The 18,635-nt window shown below is 45.0% G+C and carries 16 protein-coding genes; 9 read left to right on the forward strand and 7 right to left on the reverse strand.

The features are described from left to right. Positions 1 to 391: 391 nt before the first annotated feature. A complete protein-coding gene (locus ABL924_RS09535; RefSeq protein WP_349026861.1) occupies positions 392 to 913 on the forward strand; it encodes a hypothetical protein in 522 nt (173 codons plus the stop codon). 335 nt (positions 914 to 1,248) lie between these two features. Here the strand turns inward: ABL924_RS09535 and mltF are convergent, their stop codons facing one another. Together mltF and pgi are read right to left on the reverse strand one after the other, a co-directional pair. Next, positions 1,249 to 2,688 (reverse strand): membrane-bound lytic murein transglycosylase MltF, encoded by a 1,440-nt coding sequence (gene mltF / locus ABL924_RS09540; RefSeq protein WP_349026862.1) that lies wholly within the window; start codon positions 2,686 to 2,688, stop codon positions 1,249 to 1,251. Then, a complete protein-coding gene (gene pgi / locus ABL924_RS09545; RefSeq protein ID WP_349026863.1) occupies positions 2,685 to 4,325 on the reverse strand; it encodes a glucose-6-phosphate isomerase in 1,641 nt (546 codons plus the stop codon). The genes mltF and pgi overlap by 4 nt, the downstream gene beginning before the upstream one ends. 275 nt (positions 4,326 to 4,600) lie before the next feature. Here pgi and ABL924_RS09550 point away from each other — a divergent pair, with 275 nt between their 5' ends. The 6 genes from ABL924_RS09550 to ABL924_RS09575 all read left to right on the forward strand — a co-directional run bounded on the left by ABL924_RS09550 (position 4,601) and on the right by ABL924_RS09575 (position 9,780). Next, complete coding sequence (locus tag ABL924_RS09550) at positions 4,601 to 5,194, forward strand: hypothetical protein (protein WP_349026864.1); 594 nt, start codon at positions 4,601 to 4,603, stop codon at positions 5,192 to 5,194. 96 nt (positions 5,195 to 5,290) lie between these two features. Beyond that, entirely contained in the window at positions 5,291 to 6,217 is a 927-nt protein-coding gene (locus ABL924_RS09555; protein ID WP_349026865.1) for a copper oxidase, read from the forward strand. 90 nt (positions 6,218 to 6,307) lie between these two features. Further along, complete coding sequence (locus ABL924_RS09560) at positions 6,308 to 6,718, forward strand: DedA family protein (protein WP_349026866.1); 411 nt, start codon at positions 6,308 to 6,310, stop codon at positions 6,716 to 6,718. Positions 6,719 to 6,769: 51 nt separating this feature from the next. Further along, positions 6,770 to 7,555, forward strand: coding sequence for a hypothetical protein (locus ABL924_RS09565; RefSeq protein WP_349026867.1), 786 nt, complete (start codon positions 6,770 to 6,772; stop codon positions 7,553 to 7,555). A gap of 311 nt (positions 7,556 to 7,866) precedes the next feature. Then, positions 7,867 to 8,292 (forward strand): desulfoferrodoxin family protein, encoded by a 426-nt coding sequence (locus ABL924_RS09570; RefSeq protein WP_349026868.1) that lies wholly within the window; start codon positions 7,867 to 7,869, stop codon positions 8,290 to 8,292. 225 nt (positions 8,293 to 8,517) lie between these two features. Next, positions 8,518 to 9,780, forward strand: coding sequence for an O-antigen ligase family protein (locus ABL924_RS09575; RefSeq protein WP_349026869.1), 1,263 nt, complete (start codon positions 8,518 to 8,520; stop codon positions 9,778 to 9,780). A 264-nt stretch (positions 9,781 to 10,044) separates the two neighbouring features. Here ABL924_RS09575 and sucD read toward each other — a convergent pair whose 3' ends face one another. After that, positions 10,045 to 10,911: a succinate--CoA ligase subunit alpha gene (gene sucD, locus ABL924_RS09580; RefSeq protein ID WP_349026870.1), complete on the reverse strand. Its 867-nt coding sequence runs from the start codon at positions 10,909 to 10,911 to the stop codon at positions 10,045 to 10,047. Next, the gene (gene sucC, locus ABL924_RS09585; protein WP_349026871.1) at positions 10,908 to 12,077 is read right to left on the reverse strand and encodes an ADP-forming succinate--CoA ligase subunit beta; all 1,170 of its coding nucleotides are present in this window, start codon (positions 12,075 to 12,077) and stop codon (positions 10,908 to 10,910) included. Before sucC ends, sucD begins: the two co-directional genes overlap by 4 nt. 129 nt (positions 12,078 to 12,206) lie before the next feature. Here sucC and ABL924_RS09590 point away from each other — a divergent pair, with 129 nt between their 5' ends. Together ABL924_RS09590 and ABL924_RS09595 are read left to right on the forward strand one after the other, a co-directional pair. Further along, the gene (locus ABL924_RS09590) at positions 12,207 to 13,838 is read left to right on the forward strand and encodes a HAMP domain-containing sensor histidine kinase (protein WP_349026872.1); all 1,632 of its coding nucleotides are present in this window, start codon (positions 12,207 to 12,209) and stop codon (positions 13,836 to 13,838) included. After that, positions 13,835 to 15,184 (forward strand): sigma-54 dependent transcriptional regulator, encoded by a 1,350-nt coding sequence (locus tag ABL924_RS09595; protein WP_349026873.1) that lies wholly within the window; start codon positions 13,835 to 13,837, stop codon positions 15,182 to 15,184. The genes ABL924_RS09590 and ABL924_RS09595 overlap by 4 nt, the downstream gene beginning before the upstream one ends. A 98-nt stretch (positions 15,185 to 15,282) precedes the next feature. Here ABL924_RS09595 and ABL924_RS09600 read toward each other — a convergent pair whose 3' ends face one another. The 3 genes from ABL924_RS09600 to pepP all read right to left on the reverse strand — a co-directional run bounded on the left by ABL924_RS09600 (position 15,283) and on the right by pepP (position 18,622). Next, positions 15,283 to 15,816 carry a hypothetical protein gene (locus ABL924_RS09600; RefSeq protein WP_349026874.1) on the reverse strand — a complete coding sequence of 178 codons (534 nt, stop codon included), beginning with the start codon at positions 15,814 to 15,816 and terminating at the stop codon, positions 15,283 to 15,285. A gap of 263 nt (positions 15,817 to 16,079) precedes the next feature. After that, complete coding sequence (gene ubiH, locus ABL924_RS09605) at positions 16,080 to 17,312, reverse strand: 2-octaprenyl-6-methoxyphenyl hydroxylase (protein ID WP_349026875.1); 1,233 nt, start codon at positions 17,310 to 17,312, stop codon at positions 16,080 to 16,082. Next, positions 17,312 to 18,622 (reverse strand): Xaa-Pro aminopeptidase, encoded by a 1,311-nt coding sequence (gene pepP, locus ABL924_RS09610; RefSeq protein WP_349026876.1) that lies wholly within the window; start codon positions 18,620 to 18,622, stop codon positions 17,312 to 17,314. The genes ubiH and pepP overlap by 1 nt, the downstream gene beginning before the upstream one ends. Positions 18,623 to 18,635: the final 13 nt, after the last annotated feature.

Here is an 18,635-nt window from a genome sequence, read left to right on the forward strand (position 1 = left end):
ATTTCAGCCGAATACCGCCCATTAAGGTGAATGCCAATTCAAAAAAATCGGCTTTTGACCAGTCAGCCGGAGTTTCTGCTGTTTGTGCAAAGGTCTCGTGCTATAAAACAACTTTGTTATTGATTAACTCATGTTACGCACCTACAACCAAAAATCAATGAGTTACAAATTTTTCAATTCGCTACAGCCGTTGATTCCTCTGATAGCTGCGTAACATCAGTAATTAAGTCTGATTACGCCGAAACCTTACGAGTTATGTTGCTTCGTTCGCAGGGTTTCTATTACAGTTTAAATATAAATACATTGTCAAAACGTTCAAGATGGGTTTTCAAACCTCATCCCATCCCGCGTATTCCTTGCTAATAAGCAAGAAAATGAGTCAGGAGATTTTATGCACAATCATTTAGCATTGATAAAAACCATGCGGCCCAATCAAAAGGTGTCAGAAGGAGAAACCCTGCACGTTTCCGACATGGACATTATTTTATCCCAGGCGTTGCTCATGGATGCAGGTAGCCTAACCTTCAAGGCCATTAAATCGGGAGGAATAGCGGATATTTTGGCCGGACTGGTTAGTCTTGCATATACTGCCTTACAAACGCTTGCGATACAGGACAAAGATATTGTCGAGAATCAGGGCGAAGGTTATCAACAGTACCAAATGCTGGCGATAATGCGATTGTTGTCGGATAAGATTCATCTTTGCTCGTCCGGTCAGGTAGGGCATTATTCCGATGTTTATCATCTTTGCGCAAATTTAGCGACAGGCTTCCTTAATGCCGATTTTAATAAGGCTTTCCAGATTTACCATGAATGGAGTGAGGCTTGCCAAGGATGTGGTATTGAAACAAACAAAAGTCACGATCCTCACCAAATTAAGCCCCCTGATTTGACAGATTGTCTATTTGAATAGACGAGCTAAATTAGTAAGTTATCGCGGCTAATTGTACAAAACGTGGGCGTTAAAAATCATTCGATGGGCAATGTAGCTTGCGGAATCGAGGACTACGATATTCCTCGATTTTGTTATCCGTAATCGAGGCTACTTGCTATGATTGTATCAATTTCGATAGTCGCTGATATTCACAATTAATCACCAAAATCCAACAATGCTAATTATTGGAATATTTGGTCTATCCCTGACCTTAAATTACAACACAAAAAACAAATCGACGCTTTCCGTCCAAATATTTTTGGATAGTAAGTATAACCAAAACGCTAATAAACAATTTATTTAAAGACTTGACCTCAATAAAGGGGGGCTGGAATAACTTCCGCCGTTTGATTGTCCTCAGAAATTTTTTCGGTTTCCATCACACTTTTCTTAATCTGGTTTTCTTCCGTCAGCCAAACCAACAAATCGTAGTAACCGCGTATATTTTCGACGTAATGAACAGGTTCGTCGCCACGGGCTTGGCCGTATTGGGTTTTTTCGTACCACTTGGGCTGTGCAAGCAACGGTAGGCGTTTTTTTACGTCCATCCATTTATTGGGATCGCCGCCCAGTTTCTGCGTGATTATCCGCGCATCGTGAAGATGGCCAGTGCCGACATTGTAAGATGCCAGGGCAAACCAGGTGCGGTCAGGTTCGGGTATGTCTTCGGACATCACTTGTATGCGTTGCTTGAAATAACGCGCACCTCCTTTAATGCTTTCCACCGGGTCTCGGCGATTTTTGATGTTGAGCAGTTTGGCGGTGTCGTTGGTAAGCATCATGATGCCTTCAACGCCAGGCGGCGATACGGCATTATCCAGCCAATGCGATTCCTGATACCCGATGGCGGCCAGTAAGCGCCAGTCTATTTCATGCTCTTTGGCGGCGGTGTCAAAATATTGTTGATATTGTGGCAGCCTACTTTTACGGTGTTCCCTGAAAGTGCAGTTATCGACGATGTTTAGGCTGCTGGCATGTCCGTAATGTTTTTCGATAAGCTGCGCGAGGGTTTTATCGGCGGTAATACGCTTAAAAAACCGCTCAACTTCGTCATACAGGCTGGTATCTTCTGAGATTGGCAATGCCCAAGCCAGTTGCTGCGGCTTGCTGACATCAAAAGCGATGTTTAGGGCAGGATAAAAGCGGCGGATAAGTAAAATCTGGTTGGAATCGGCAACGGTGTAGTCGATCAAGCCTTCATGCAGCAAGTACAATAAGCCGTTGGTATCTAGTTCGTCGTTGACTGTCCAGTCGAGCTTGGGATTTTTTTTCTTTAAAACACTTAGGCTATTTATATGGCTGGTGCCTTTGGAAACCTCCAAGATGCCTTTATCCAACTCATTGATCGTTTTTGGCCTACGATGATCGGAACGGTAGATGACTTGCTCGGTAACTTCAAGATAAGCGAGCGCAAAACGCATTTTTTGTTTACGCTGCGGAGTAATGGTAAGGCCAGCGGCGGCTATATCGGCTTGACCAGCGCTTATATCATTTAAAAGGTTGCTAAAGGTTTTAGGGACTTCAAACTTGGCTTTAACGCCGATGTGTTCGGCAAATAACATGACCAGATCATATTCAAGACCAGAAAAACCTTGAGGGCTTTGGTAATAGGTGGTCGGATCAACGCGGGTTAGTACGTGTAAAGTTCCCGAACGCTTGATCCTCCCCAGCTTATTTTGCGGGAAAATTGCTAATAAGCTGGCGAAAATGAGAAAGACTACACTTCCAATAATCAGTTGGCGTTGTCGAGTCAAGTTTTCCGTAATTTCTTGTAAGCGTTGATAAGACCATTAGTGGAGCAATCGTGGCTTTTGATGACTTCATCGTTTCTAAGTTCAGGCTGAATGACTTTAGCAAGCACTTTTCCAAGTTCCACGCCCATTTGGTCGAAGGAATTGATGTTCCAGATGATGCCTTGCACGAAAATTTTGTGTTCATAAAATGCCAGCAACGAACCCAATGTTTTAGGTGTTAATTGTTTATATAAGAAAGAGTTAGATGGCTTGTTTCCTTCAAATACTTTCGACGCAACCAATATGGAATCGGTGCGTTGTTCCGGCGGCAACTCTTGGATAACTTCCTCGGCAGTTTTGCCGTGCATCAATGCTTCCGGTTGGGCAAGGAAATTTGAAAACAATATTTCGTGGTGCTCGGGTAAATCATTAAAACTGTTCGCCGCCGCCAGAAAGTCGCAAGGAATAAGCTTAGTGCCTTGGTGTATCAGTTGGTAAAAAGCATGTTGACCGTTGGTGCCTTGTTGGCCCCAGATAATTTGCCCAGTATCGTAATCGAGCCTTTTACCATTATTGTCAACGCTTTTGCCGTTACTTTCCATATCGCCTTGTTGCAGATAATCGGAAAAATAACGCATAGAATAGTCATAAGGCAACAATGCGTAAGATTGAGCGCCGAAAAAATTATTGTACCAAATGCCTAGTAAACCCATGATAACAGGAATGTTTTTCTCAAAAGGTGTGTTGCGAAAATGCTCGTCGGCCTCAAAAGCACCTTGCAACAAATCTTCAAAATTATTCATACCGACATGCAGGGCTATGGATAAGCCGACCGCTGACCACAACGAATAACGTCCACCGACCCAATCCCACAATTCAAACATATTGTCCGTGTCGATGCCGAAATCTTGTACAAGTTCGGTATTGGTAGAAATCGCGACAAAATGTTTAGCAATTGCGGTCTTGTCGTTATTAACCAAATCGAGAAACCATTTTCGGGCAGATTTGGCGTTGACCATGGCTTCTTGCGTGCCAAAAGATTTTGAGGCGATGACAAACAAGGTGGTCTCTGGGGAGAGGGCATTTAATGTGCTGATAAGGTCAGCCGCATCGATGTTGGAAACGTAGTGGACGTTGAGGCTCGGCAAGCTGTAAGGCTCCAGTGCTGCGGAAACCATCTTGGGGCCAAGGCTAGAGCCGCCGATGCCGATGTTGACAATATCCGTGATGGTCTTGCCAGTATAGCCTTTCCATTCACCCAAACGGACACGGTGACAAAATGAGCGCATTTTCGTCAATACCTTGTTGATATCCGGCATTACATCATGCCCATCTACATACACGGGGCGGTTGCTCCGATTCCTTAGTGCCGTATGCAGTACCGATCTGTGTTCAGTCGTGTTGATCTGCGCGCCCGAAAACATCGCCTGAATTGTTGTTTTAAGGTCGGCATACTCGGCGAGATCTACCAACAAAGGCAGGGTCTGGTTGGTGATCCGATTTTTAGAATAATCAAATAAGATGTCGTTCAAATGCAGTGAAAATTGATCAAAACGATCCGGCTCTTGTGCAAAAGCATCACGTAAGGAATGATTTTGGATTTCTTGATAGTGTTCTTGTAACGCGACCCAGGCTTTTGAGGTTGTCAGGGATGACATATTTTGGAAGCTCCATTTGATTTTTGCAAAGTTAAGTCTACGAGAAGGGAGGCGCGATGGCAAGGCAGAGACAAGGATTGATATAGATCAAGTAGGAGCTTAATACTTTGGTTAGGGTTCTTTATTTGTAGTGGTTGATGTGCTAGAGTGCAACGTCGCTATTGACGAACAGAAAATCACAGTTATTTTGTTCAATGTAAACTTAGATTTACAGACAAGGCCGATGTTTTAAAAAAACATATTCATTATAATAAGACTGGAAGGTGCGAGGCATTATGAACAAGTCACAATTATTTAAAAAGATTTCCCTGGGGGTGCTTGCAGCACTTTTTTCCGCATCAGTGTGGGCGCACGGTGGTGCGAAGGGTACAGATACTGATCAATGTAAATTTGAGTTAGAACCAGACCATTGGATACATTACACGGCTTATCAACCTGTCGCTTTTCCTGCGGAAGAGTTTTGCGCCAGTCTCCCTCGAGAAAAAGAGGCGACTATTTTGGTATTTGATTACCAAGACCAAAAATATAAAAACGATACCGTTGAGTTTGAGGTGACTAAAGAGCCAGAAGGCACTCGTGTGTTCTTTATGGAAGGTGCCAAACATAAAAAAGGCACTGTTGAGCTGAAAATGCCAAATGGTGTGCCAGAAGCAGGTAAATATCTCATTCACATCACATTAGTTCCAGACCAAGGCGAAAGAAAAGATGTCCACATGAGCTTTAAAGCCGGCGGCGGCCCTGGAGCATCAAAAAGCATGGTTATCTTATATCTACTCATTGGCTTTGCAGGTGCGTACGTATTTTACTTGTACAACGCAACGTTCAGAAGAGAAGTAGACAAGATAATAGGTAAGAAGGAAAAGGCATAATTTTATTTGAGGTTTGGTTTGACCGAAATTGTGCGTAATACGTGCGTCGACTCGGTTGAGCCAAACCAAACAGAGGGTAGCAGGGGTTACAAAAAAATGGTGAAGTTCTTATCAGTTGGACTATGGTCTATCTTGTTTTCTGCATCAGTGGTGATGGCAGAAGATATAGAAGATCATACCAAAATGCTCATGGATCATGGTGATGGTCATTTAATGGAAATGTCCGGCGGCATGGTTATGGGTCAGAATACCGATAAGCTGCCAGGCGGTTGCGACAGTATTGCCGAAACCAAGGAAGTGACAGTCCATGCTGGGCATAAATATGCTGAAAAGTTCCCTGGCAGGATGTACGCTTTTGATACCCAAGAGTTTAACTTCAAACCTTGCACAAAGCTAACGATCCACTTCGTCAATGAAGATAAAATCCGTCATCAGTGGATGATGCACGGTTTGCCAAAATATCTTTACCCCCAAGGGATGTTCCACTTGGAAGTTTCTGGGCCTGCAATGATATCTGGAACCCTGATTCTGCCCCCTGGTGACAAGACGTACCTAGTCCACTGCGACATCGCTCAGCATATGGAAAAAGGCATGAAAGCGCAGCTAAAAGTTGGTGATGGTGATGGCGATTTACCCAGTATTCCAGGTGTTACAGCTCTCGTCATTCCTGATAATTACAACGCTGGGCTAGCTGAAGTTTTTGCTGCGGCAAAAGTTACCGAGTCTGACATTGAAGCCGCGAATGTAGCATTAGCAGCAACTGAGGCTACTAAAAAAGCGAGCAGGAAAGCAGCAGCCACTGAAAGTGATTCTTTTGTGTCGGGCACTACCGTGATTGGCCTAGCGATTGGACTGATAATATCAGCCATAATGGGTAGAAAATTCCAAGGCAAAAGCATTGCGGAGGTTACCGCCTATGGTTTTGATTTGTTGAGAGTGTTTATAGGATTTATAAAAGGGCTGATTTCGCGGCTAATTAACCTCATTTCTTCATCTAAAAATAAAGCGTTACCGGACAAATAAACATAAGCGACACAAAAAGCCCCGCAACAAGTTGCGGGGCTTTTTTTTGGGTAAGTTTTTATTTGAATAACTAATGAACAATAAATAATCATGGGGCTTTGGGAGTTATTTTTAAGTGCTTTTATCTCTTCGACCATTGCTCCCGGCGGCTCAGAAGCAGTTTTAGCTTATATGGCATCGACGGGGGGGTATCGGATCGAAAGCCTGCTACTAGCCGCAACAGTCGGTAATACTTTAGGTGCCATGACCACTTGGGGTTTAGGCATGTTAGCGGCAAAGAAATTTCCGGTGGCTGCGCTTTTATCAGCGGACAAGCAAAAAGCACTGGATGTTGTTAAAGCAAGAGGGCTATGGGCACTGTTTTTTTCCTGGTTGCCTGTGATTGGCGATGCCTTATGTTTTGCCGGAGGCTGGTTAAAGTTGCCATTGTTATCGGCGTTTTTAATTATAATGTTCGGCAAATTTTGTCGATATTTAGCCATTGCATGGCTGTTTGTATGAATCTCAAATATTAATGAGATTTGCTGATGTGTGAAATAGATAGAGATCTGTATGCTACGCCATTTTCCAGCTTGTAATGTTTCCTTTAACCATCAAAAGCGGGATTATTTGATCGCCGCGTTCACCTTTATTTGTGTAGCCATCTGTTTGTTGAGCGACGCACACGCGGCGATAGAAAAACAAAATGCTTTGGGTGTTTGCGGATGGGTATTTCTGCTCGGCTTACTGTTGGGCGAACCCATCGAAGTTAGGGTGCAGGTAGGCATAGCAGTTATTTTTGCCACCATTGGTGAACATTTTGCGTCTCCATATATGGGTGGTTATACCTATCGGTTTGGCAATGTTCCCGCTTATGTTCCACCCGGACATGGCATGGTTTACTTAACGGCGGTTGCTTTGGCGCGTTCGGGGCTATTTTTGAGATATGCGAGGGAAATTGCCACCTTCGTGGTTTCAGTGTGCGGTGTGTGGTCATTGTGGGGAATTAGTGGCATTCCAGACCAGGGCGATGCAGTGGGTGCATTGCTGTTTTGTGTTTTTTTAGCTTACCTTTTCAAGGGTCGCTCACCCATGGTGTATCTTGCTGCTTTCTTTATAACCACCTGGCTTGAACTTATCGGGACAGCCGTTGGCACTTGGAAGTGGGCAGCCATAGACCCCGTACTTGGCTGGTCTCAAGGTAATCCACCAAGCGGGGTGGCTGCTTGGTACTGCCTAGTGGACGCAGTTGCCATGGGTGGGGCAGTTCCGGTTATGACGGGATTGAAAAGTGTCCAAGCGTGGGTCAAATCGGCAAGATCCAGAAAAAATGCTTACCAAGGTGCCGAAAGCAAATGAAAAAAATATTTTCAGGAAGTCCTTTGGCAAACTCAATACGAACGATAACTTAAAAGCTTTATTAGCTTATTTTCGAGCCGAATGATCCTTTATCGCCTCCCATACGAAGCAGGTTGTGAACGATTAAAAGACTGAACAATGACGGTAATTGGGTTAGAATTGGATGCAGTGGTTCTTATCTCCTCTTGGCGTGCAACAATTCTATGAGAATTTGTGGCAATAGGGCATCAAGAATCGTGGATAAAAGACAACTACAGGGCAATAACCCATCTCTTTTACCAGGATGGAATCATCAACTAAGAGGAAATACTATGGAACGTCGTGATTTTATCAGATTAAGTACAGTTGGTTTAGGTACAACCCTCATTACACCGACACTGGCTTTAGCAAAAGCTGTAAAACAGCCGACTGTAAGCGACATCTATTACACTAAAGAGTCTCCTGGGCGTTGGAAAGACAAGATTGCTGGGCATTTACCCAGTATCGGAATAGAGAAGGCAGGCACCAAAATAACCATCAGGGTTGTTACCTCGCACGAAATGAAAGGCTACGAACACTACATCGTCAAACATGTTTTGTTGGATCAAAACTATAAATTCATTGAGGAACACCTGTTTAATCCAGACAAAGATAAGGCCGCCATATCAACATTCACTCTGGACAATTATAGTGGCGCGCTTTACGCGCTTAGCATGTGCAACAAACATGATCTTTGGTTGAATGCTGCGAATGTTTAAGAACTAATAATCACGCCAAGCTTTCGGCTTCTTGTCTTCTTGGATTCAACTTATAAGCGCAATCATTTATTTTTTACTAACCGATAACCCGCAATCTTCTTGTTAAAGCAATCTTGGCTGAGACACAGGATGGGAAGATTGCTGCAATTGTCTACAAAAAATAACTATCGTAGTTATTATCTGAATTTTTCTTTAAAAATTAAAGCCTCACGAAATACTCTTTGAATGAATAATCATTTGGATCAACAAATATTACGTAACGTCGATACAGTTCAGCACAAAGCCAAGCTAGTTCAGCAGCGTTTGCTGGGTTACGGTACATACGTAATGGGGCTATTTATCATTTCAATTTACCTGTCAACAGCTTTGGCAATCGTTGTTTCCGTGTTGATAGGGTTACTGTGGCTGCTTACCGCCCAATTCCAAAAGCTACCTAAAGTGCTTAAAGATTCCCCTGTTGCAATATGGGCATTGCTTTTGTATCTGTGTTTCATCGTGGGTTTGTGTTACGGGGATGCGCTTAGCTCTGAGGCGTATTCCATGCTCAGGAAATATAGGGAACTATTGTTTATTCCAGTTTTATCCTGTTTTTTCACCGATGAGCGCTATCGTACCTGGGCCTGGAAGGCGTTCATTATTGGATCTGTACTTACCCTAGCGACATCTTATTTGATGGATTTCGGGATTATGGAGATGTTCCGACATAAGACTTTCACTCTCAAAAGCCGTATTACGCATAGCGTTTTCATCGCTTTTTTTATATTTTTCTGCGCCCACAAAATAGCCGACAGCAAGCAATATCTTGGCGGGTACGCATTGTTTTTAGTATTTGGGATATTTAATCTCTTTTTTATCGTTCAAGGGCGCACTGGGCAGGTGGTCTTTATGGCGCTCGTATTATTGTTTGCCGTGCAACGGTTGAGTAAAAAAGGCTTGTTGCTGGCTATGGTGATGTTAGTTACTTTGTTGGCGTTATATATTAATTTTTCCGACAAATCAGCCCGTATATATAGTGGCTTGACCCAAACCCTAGCTTATTTAAAACACGTTCCTGAAAAAAAGCCGACTGACGTGAGTGTAAGATACGCTTTCTGGGAAAACTCCCTGAAACTTGTATCTGAGAAACCTTGGCTGGGTCATGGCACCGGCAGCTTTGCAAAAGAATATCAGCGTGTAAGTGGCGGCAATTTAGATATTAAAACATCAAATCCACATAATGAATTTCTATTGATAGCAGTCCAGTTCGGTATTTTTGGTTTTGTTATCTATTTTGGATTTCTTTTCAGCCAGTATTACTGTTCCAGAGAACTGCCTGATGCGGAAAAGTGGTTGGCTCAGGGACTTTTGCTGACCCTAATCATTACCAGCCTATTCAATAGCCCATTGCTTGACCACGCCGAAGGGCACTGGTTTTCGGTCATGATAGCTTTGTGCTTTGCGTCCAACTATTCAATCAGTAAGTTTGAGAGGCAGGATATTTCAACATAGATCATGCGCTGCTAAGAGTATCTATTGATTGAAAAAAACCTTGAACTATAGCAGCTAGCCCTTTCAGCGCAGCGGTGTTAGTTGAAAAATGAATTGCACTTGAGGTCAATCTACATCCGAATTTAGTTAAGATTAAGTGAAGTAGGCAACCTATACTTTCTTTCTGATTGAGAAGGCTAAATTGTTCACTATTATGAATCCGAAATACTGTGTTCGGTGTTAAACGTCAATAAGTAAAGGTTCTTGGCTTGGATAAGCTATTTTTCATAAGCACAGTTTCATCGCTGTGCCAATATCAGTGGGAGAATTCACGACTTCAACCCCTGCCGACCTAAGTGCAGCCACTTTGCCTTCGGCCGTGCCTTTGCCGCCCGTTACAATCGCTCCGGCATGACCCATACGCTTGCCAGGGGGCGCGGTTTGACCTGCGATGTAAGCAACAACAGGTTTTGTAACATGGGCTTTGATGTACTCAGCAGCCGCTTCTTCATCACTGCCGCCGATTTCACCGACCATGACAATGCCTTTGGTTTGGAAGTCTTCCTGAAAGCGAGATAAGACATCGATAAAATTCATGCCACGTATGGGATCGCCGCCGATACCGACGCAGGTGCTTTGCCCCAAGCCTTCGCGGGTGGTCTGGTGGACGGATTCATAGGTTAATGTGCCGGAACGCGAGACGATGCCAATCGAGCCAGGAAGATGGATTTTGCCTGGCATGATACCGATTTTGCATTCCCCAGGCGTAATGATGCCCGGGCAGTTGGGGCCGATCAATAAGGCATCGGAACTGGCAATAGCCGCTTTTACCCTGAGCATTTGCAGGATGGGGATGCCTTCAGTAATGCAGACGATGAGCTTTATCCCTGCATCGACCGCTTCCAGGATGGCATCTGCTGCGTAAAAGGGCGGCACGTAGATCATGCTGGCTGTTGCGCCAGTCGCGGCTACTGCATCGTGTACGGTATTGAACACGGGCAAGCCCAAGTGATTTTCTCCGCCACGCTCTGGGGTAACGCCACCAACCAGTTTTGTACCGTATTCGAGTGCGCCTTGGGAGTGGAATGTGCCTTGTTTGCCGGTAAAGCCTTGGCAGATAACTTTAGTATCTTTATTGACCAGTATGCTCATGCTGATTCTCCTGCCAAAGCAACCACCTGTTCGGCGGCGTGGGCCAAATCGTCCGCTGCATAAAGATTAAGTCCGGTGTTGCTTAATAACACCCTGCCTTCCTCAACATTGGTTCCTTCCAGACGGACAACGACGGGGATTGTGACATGGACTTCTTGTATTGCCGCCAAGATGCCTTGTGCGATTACGTCGCATTTGACGATGCCGCCGAAAATATTCACCAATACAGCTTTAACGTTATGGTCTGACAGGATAAGCTTGAAAGCTTCGCAGACTTTTTCCACATTAGTGCCGCCGCCAACATCAAGGAAGTTGGCGGGTTTGCCGCCTTTGAGCTTGACGAGATCCATCGTAGCCATCGCCAGCCCTGCACCGTTCACCATGCAGCCGATATTGCCTTCCAAAGTGATGTAGTTAAGGCCAAATTGTTGGGCGATGTTTTCCCTGTCATCTTCTTGCGAGGGGTCTTTGAATGCCATTATGTCTGGATGTAACGCCAAGGCATTATCATCGAAGTTGATTTTGGCATCGAGCGCCATCAATTCGCCTTTATCGGTGACGATAAGGGGATTAATCTCAATCTGGCTGGCATCTTTTTCTAACATTAAACCAACCATGCCTTGCATGATTTTTTCTAACGCTTTATGTTGCTGACCTTTTAGTCCCAATGAATAAGCAACCAAACGGCATTGATAGCCTTGCAAGCCAGTTATCGGGTTAATTTTTACCGACTGTATTTGTTCGGGCGTTTCATGGGCGACGGTTTCGATATCCATACCGCCCGCTGCCGAGGCGATAAAAACCATCCGCTCGCTAGTCCTATCCACTAGCAAGCTTAAATATAGCTCGCGTTCAATGGGATACGTTTTTTCGATTAGCACTTGATTGACTGGCAGACCCGCCGCATCAGTCTGCTGGGTAACTAATCGAGTACCTAACATGGCTTTGCTGAGGCTCACAGTTTCTGCACTGTTTTTGGTCAACTTAACCCCGCCAACTTTGCCCCTGCCCCCGGCATGAACCTGCGCTTTGACTACCCAACTTTCGCCACCGAGCAGTTTGGCAATTTCTGCCGCATTTTCGGATGCCGATGTAGGCTTGCCGTCAGGAACCGGTATCCCGTATTCCAGAAAGAGCTGTTTAGCCTGATATTCATGGATATTCATTGATTATTCCTATTTTCTGATAAGCGGTACGATTGATTGTAACCTGTGAGTTTGCACAAGTTTCAGCTATAGTTATGATAACCGACAATTCTAGGTAAGTCCCTGGAAAACATAATACTGAGTTCCAAGATGCCCACTAATACCTCAACGATGATTTATCCCTGCCCTTTTTCTAAAGGTTATGGGATGCCAGCTAGCCAAGCGTGGCAATTACTTAAAATTTTTTATATTTATCGTTTTGTTCTCGCTTGTTCTATTGCCCTGCTTTTTTATTTTCGATTTGAGCCTTTATCAGCTACTTCGTATGACGGTTACTTGTATAAGTACACGAGTTTTGCCTATTTGATATTGACTGTCATCCTGGGTATTTGCATCTTTTGGCGGGTTCTGGGCTACAGCCTGTTGGCGCAGCTACTGATTTTTACCGACATCATTATGCTTACCTTGCTGATGTTTGCTTCTGGCGGCGTTAAAAGCGGCGTGGGCATTCTGCTCGCTGTTTCGGTGGCGGCGGGCGGATTATTGATTGGTGGACGTTGTGCGTTAGTTTTTGCGGCTATAGCTAGTTTAGCGATACTGTCGGAGGAGATGTATGCAGCCCAGAATCTTTTGTTTGCCAAAACCAGCTACACGTACGCAGGTATGCTGGGTGCTACTTATTTTGCAATCGCCATGTTGTCATTGGTTTTGGCTAGACGCTCAGAGCAAATGTTACTGCTTGCTGACCAACAGCAGCTCACTATATTACGACTGGAAGAACTCAACCAATACATTATTCAGCATTTGCAATCGGGTATTATTATTACCGATGAACATCAAATTATTCAGATGGCAAACCAGGCGGCACTGCGGCTAGTGAATTTATGTGAAATGCCGGAAAAGCTTATCGAGATTTCTAGGCATTTATCACAAACTTTTCAAAATTGGTTACACACACCAGAACAGAATGTGGCCATGTTGCAGTTGTCAGGTAAGGCAGAAATCCAAAGTCGTTTTATGACGCTGCCGACTCAAAGCCAAGTCTTTTTCATGATTATCCTTGAAGATATAGCCTTATACAATCAACGTTTGCAGCAAAGCAAGCTCGCATCTTTGGGTAGGCTCACAGCAAGCATCGCTCATGAAATACGCAATCCATTAGGTGCTATTAGTCACGCTGGTCAATTGCTGTCGGAAAGTGCTCAGTTAACAAGCCAAGACCTGCGCTTGACCAATATCATCCAAACCAATTCAAGTAGGGTAAACCAAATCATTGAAGATATATTGAATTTATCTAAAAGAACAGATTCCAGTCGCGAAAAAATAGATTTAGCGCAGTGGCTAAATGATTATCTTGATAATTTTTATATTGAGTACACAAATGCGACGGCTCATGTATTTAAGCTTTCTTTGAGTAATATTCCAATGTGGGTATTTATCGACCCCGGACATTTAAAGCAAATCATGGATAATTTATGCCAAAATGCTTTAAGGTATGGTAATCCTGAGCTTGGGTCGATATTGGTACGAATGCAATACGACCGCCATGAGCCTTGTATAGAAGTCATAGATAACGGTTCTGGTATTAGTCCTGAACATCTTAAGCAGCTCTTCGAGCCGTTTTTTACGACATCAACTCGAGGTACAGGCCTGGGTCTTTATATCTCACGGGAATTAGCAGAATTAAACCAAGCGAAATTGAGCTACTATTTAACGGATGAAAATCGTAGCTGCTTTAGACTATGCTTACGGGATGCAAACCTTACCACCATTGAACTATGAGAAAACCATTAGCTTTAATTGTCGATGACGAACCGGATATCCGCGAACTTTTAGAGTTAACGTTGGATAGAATGGATATTCAAACCCATTCTGCTGAGAACATTGAGGATGCGAAGGCATGGCTGCAACAAAAGTCGTTTGATTTGTGCCTGACCGATATGAAGTTACCTGATGGCGACGGTTTAAATCTGGTTGAATACATTCAGAAGCTGCCAAGGCCGTTACCCGTTGCTGTTATTACCGCTCACGGAAGCATGGATACCGCCATTCAAGCGATGAAAAAGGGCGCTTTCGATTTTGTCTCCAAACCCATTGATTTAGCTGGATTGCGGCAGCTTATTAGGAGCGCATTAAAGCTTTCCAATCCCGACGCCCCGAAAGAACGACGAACACGAGATACTTTGTTGGGCGATTCCTCGATCATGCGTGATATCCGCTCAAGAATTGACAAGCTGGCGCGAAGCCAAGCTCCCGTTTATATCAGCGGGGAGTCAGGCTCAGGTAAGGAATTAGTGGCGCGGTTGATTCATCAGCAAAGCTCGCGGGGTGACAAAACGTTTGTTGCAATTAACTGTGGGGCTATTCCGCATGAATTGATGGAAAGTGAGTTTTTCGGACATAAGAAAGGCAGTTTTACGGGGGCAGTCAGCGATAAAAAAGGGCTATTCCAGGCTGCCGATGGCGGTACGCTGTTTCTCGATGAAGTAGCTGACTTACCGCAAGTGCTGCAGGTCAAGTTGCTTCGCGCCATCCAGGAAAAGAAGGTTCGCCCAGTGGGTGAGCAAATGGAAGTTCCGGTTGATGTGCGCCTGCTTAGTGCTACCCATCGTAATCTTGCAGATATGGTTAAGGCCGGGGTGTTTAGGCAGGATTTGTATTACCGGATCAATGTTATCGACCTAGTTTTGCCGCCTTTAAGGGAAAGGTCAGCGGATATACCTATGCTGACAGAGCATGTATTGAATAAGTTAACAGTGGACGACAAGATGCCTTTGATTTCAGCATCCGCTTTAACCGCTCTACAACGATACCGCTTTCCTGGGAATGTGCGAGAGCTGGAAAATATTCTTGAAAGAGCCTTAGCTTTATATGATGGCAACACCATAGATGTGGATGACCTGAATTTACCTTTGGTTGCAAGTAACTTTAGCGATAGTGATTCCGAACAGCCCGACTACGATCCTGCTGTGGAAAGCCTGGAAGATTATCTGGACGGGATAGAACGCAAAGCCATTACAACCGCTTTAGAAGAAAACAAATGGAATAAAACGGCGGCAGCGAAACAGTTAGGGCTTACGTTCAGGTCGTTTCGTTATCGCCTGAAAAAGCTGAATATGGAGGAATAATTAAGAGAGCTAAAGGCTAAAGAAAAACTGTGCAATACAGTTTGTCTAAAGCCTTATCAACACTACTTTCCAACCCACTATACCGTGGGCGAGAAAAATTAAGGCTTATATTTTTTCATACCTTCAAGCTTAGTCAGACCGGCCTTAATTTTGGCTTCAACACCGGCATTCAACTCATCATTCTTATAAACTTTATCCACCAGTTTTTCCTCAACCAATGCTTCTTTTATCCACCGTTTGGTAAATCGGTAGTTACTGTAGGTAGTTGCGACTTCGCCTGTTTTAGGATCTTTCAAGCCAGACCCTTTGATGGCTTCTGGTGCTGCTACCATTGCCGGTTTAGGTGCAGCTACTGGTTTAGACGCAACCACCGGTGCTAGTTTGGGAGCAGCAGCCACAGCAGGTTTTTTTGCTGCCGCAACCGGTTTAGCAACGGCTGGTTTAGCGGCAGGAACAGGGTTAGGCTTGATAACCGCAACCGCTGGCTTTTCTGCGACTGATACCTGTTGCTTAGGCGGAGTAGCCGACGCTGTGGATTTTGTGGCTATGTTGCCAGCTTTCTTTTCATTTATGATGACATAGATAACATAAGCAACAAATAATGTGGTTAATACAAACAACCCTTCTGTCATAACGATTCCTCATCTTTTAAATTAATTTTGATTTTGCTATCCGTTAAACTCAAACTCAGTCCATGCTGCTAGCAAACCCTATCACCGTGTCGGAATATAACAGATACAGGCGAATTTGGTAAACTCAATTTGGAACAATTTTGATTTTTTAATTTCCCAATAGCGAATGACGCGTAATTATGGATGTAATAATCCCAGCGCTTAGGATATAGGCATTCACTTCTATGGAGCTGTTTGTTTTGATGGGCTGTCTGAACATAGTTTTAATGGTCAGGTTTTAGACGATTGCCAAGACCTGGCAACCGCTGCGCTAATCCCATCGCATGCCTTGATAAAAAAGCTTTCGCAGCAGGTAAATGATCCAGCGCAGCAAGGCCGAAATTCCTGGCGGCGGCAAGTGCCAGCCAGTCATTGGAAAATAGCTTTACCAGCGTGTCGGTAAAGGTGATGGTTCGGCGGTGGTCTTGTTCGCGTGCGGTTACATAATCGTTTAGGAATGTTGCCGAGCCTATGTCTTCGCCTTGCTCATGTTGTTTGAGAACCATGTCCGCCAATTGTTCGACATCGCGCAAACCCAAGTTAAAACCCTGCCCTGCCACGGGATGTAGTTGATGAACGGCATTGCCGATAATGACTGCACGACCTGAGTGCATACGATCGGCACGGATAAGTGAAACCGGAAATGCCCGCCTTGGCGCAGCTAAGGTAAGTTGCCCCAGCCGATAGCCGAAACAGTGCTGTAAGGCCTCCATGAAGTCATTTTCACTGCCTGACATAAGCGAACCTGCCTCTTCTGTGCTACGTGTCCAGACCACCGAACAACGGTTTTTACCTATGGGTAGCAGCGCCAAGGGCCCTGATCCTGTAAACCGTTCGTAAGCAATATTCCGGTGCGGCAACGAGGTTTTTACCTTGGTGACCAGGGCGGTTTGACCGTATTCGGTAACCTGCTGGGATATGTCCAGCAATTTCCGTACCGATGAATTGCCGCCGTCCGCGCCAACCAGCAATTTTGCCGATAAGCACAGCGACTCTTCCTGGTATTTTATGCTGGCGTTGACTTCCTTTTCTCCAGACATAAGCCCAACCAGGCGTGCCGGGCAAAGCTGGGTAATCCCTGTTTGATCGACCAGTTCCGCAACGTGTGTTTCAATGTCCCGCGCAGTTATCACATAACCCAAGGCTGTGACCTTTAGTTTTCGTGCGGACAGCCGGACTTTGCCGAAATGCCCTCGGTCTGATACGTGTATATCCGTAATGGCAGTCGCTTTTGCCTGAATGCCTTGCCAAATGCCCAAAGCTTCTAATGTCGTAATCGTGCCAGCGGCCAAGGCCAACGCACGGTCGCCCATCGCTGAATGCAGCATGTGTTCCTTGGTGTTGGCTTCAATGATGGCAACCCGCAAGCCGCTACCGTTGAGCGCCAAGGCCAGACAGTTTCCTGCCAGACCACCACCAACTATGACGACATCGAATGAGCGGACGGTTTCTTGCATTAGCCGCCCTGCATCAAGGCTTCTATTCCCGCTACCGTTCTAGGCACGGCATTGGTCAGGATTTCGTAGCCGTGTTCTGTTACTAACAGGTCATCTTCGATGCGTATGCCAATGCCGCGCCACTTTTCATCCACGGTTTTGCAGTCTACGGGGATATACAAGCCGGGTTCGATGGTAAGCACCATGCCTGGCTCCAGCAAACGCCATTTTTGGTCTATTTTGTAATCACCAACATCATGGACATCCATTCCTAGCCAGTGACCGATACGGTGCATATAAAACTGTTTGAATTTTTCTTTCTTGATAAGGGCTTTTACTTTACCCTCCAGCAAACCCAAGGCAACTAAGCCTTTGGTCAGCACCTCAACCGAGGCATCATGCGCATTGTGCCAAGGCGTACCGGGTTTGATTTGCTCGATGGCGGCAGTTTGGGCATCTAAAACCAATTGATAAAGTTGCTTTTGCGGCTCACTAAACCGTCCAGATACCGGAAAGGTACGGGTAATATCGGCGGCATAATGGTCGCATTCGGCACCTGCGTCGATCAGCAGTAAATCGCCGTTTTTCAGCTTATCGGTATTTTCGGTGTAATGCAGCACACAAGCATTTTTACCGCCTGCCACGATAGAAGGATAAGCGACAGATCGCAGCCCTTCCTGCATGAAATGATGCACTAGCTCAGCTTCAATTTGATACTCATACATACCAGCCTTGCAAGTTTGCATAGCACGTACGTGTCCTGCTGCGGAAACCTCGCCAGCACGGCGCATCAACTTGATTTCTTCTGGACTTTTGAACAGGCGCATTTCATGTAAGATATGTTCTAGCGACACCAACTCCCCAGGTGCAACCAACCCCGACCTGGACTGGCTTTTGATGTGGTTGATCCAATCCAGCAGGTGATGATCCAGGTCGGAATCCCGTCCCATGGGATAAAAAACCTTATGCTTGTTTTCCAACATGCCTGGTAAGATGTCATCCAAATCATCGATAGGAAACGCATCATCGGCTTGATAATGGCCGGTTGCGCCTTCCAAGCCTGCATGTGCGCCTTCCCACAAGGCTTTGGCTTCATCGAATTCACGACAAAACAAAATGTATTCGCCTTGCTCGCGACCTGGAATGAATACTGCCAAGGCATTTGGTTCAGAAAAACCGGTCAGGTAATAAAAGTCGCTGTCTTGCCGATACGGATAATGCACGTCACGGTTACGGATTTTGGTTGATGAGCTGCCCAGCAAGGCAATATTACCTTTGCCGATTCGCTGCATTAACTGCTTGCGGCGTTTTTTGAATTCGCTTTGTTTCATGTTTGTCTATCGC

This window comes from Methyloglobulus sp., assembly GCF_040079455.1.
Taxonomy (GTDB): domain Bacteria; phylum Pseudomonadota; class Gammaproteobacteria; order Methylococcales; family Methylomonadaceae; genus Methyloglobulus.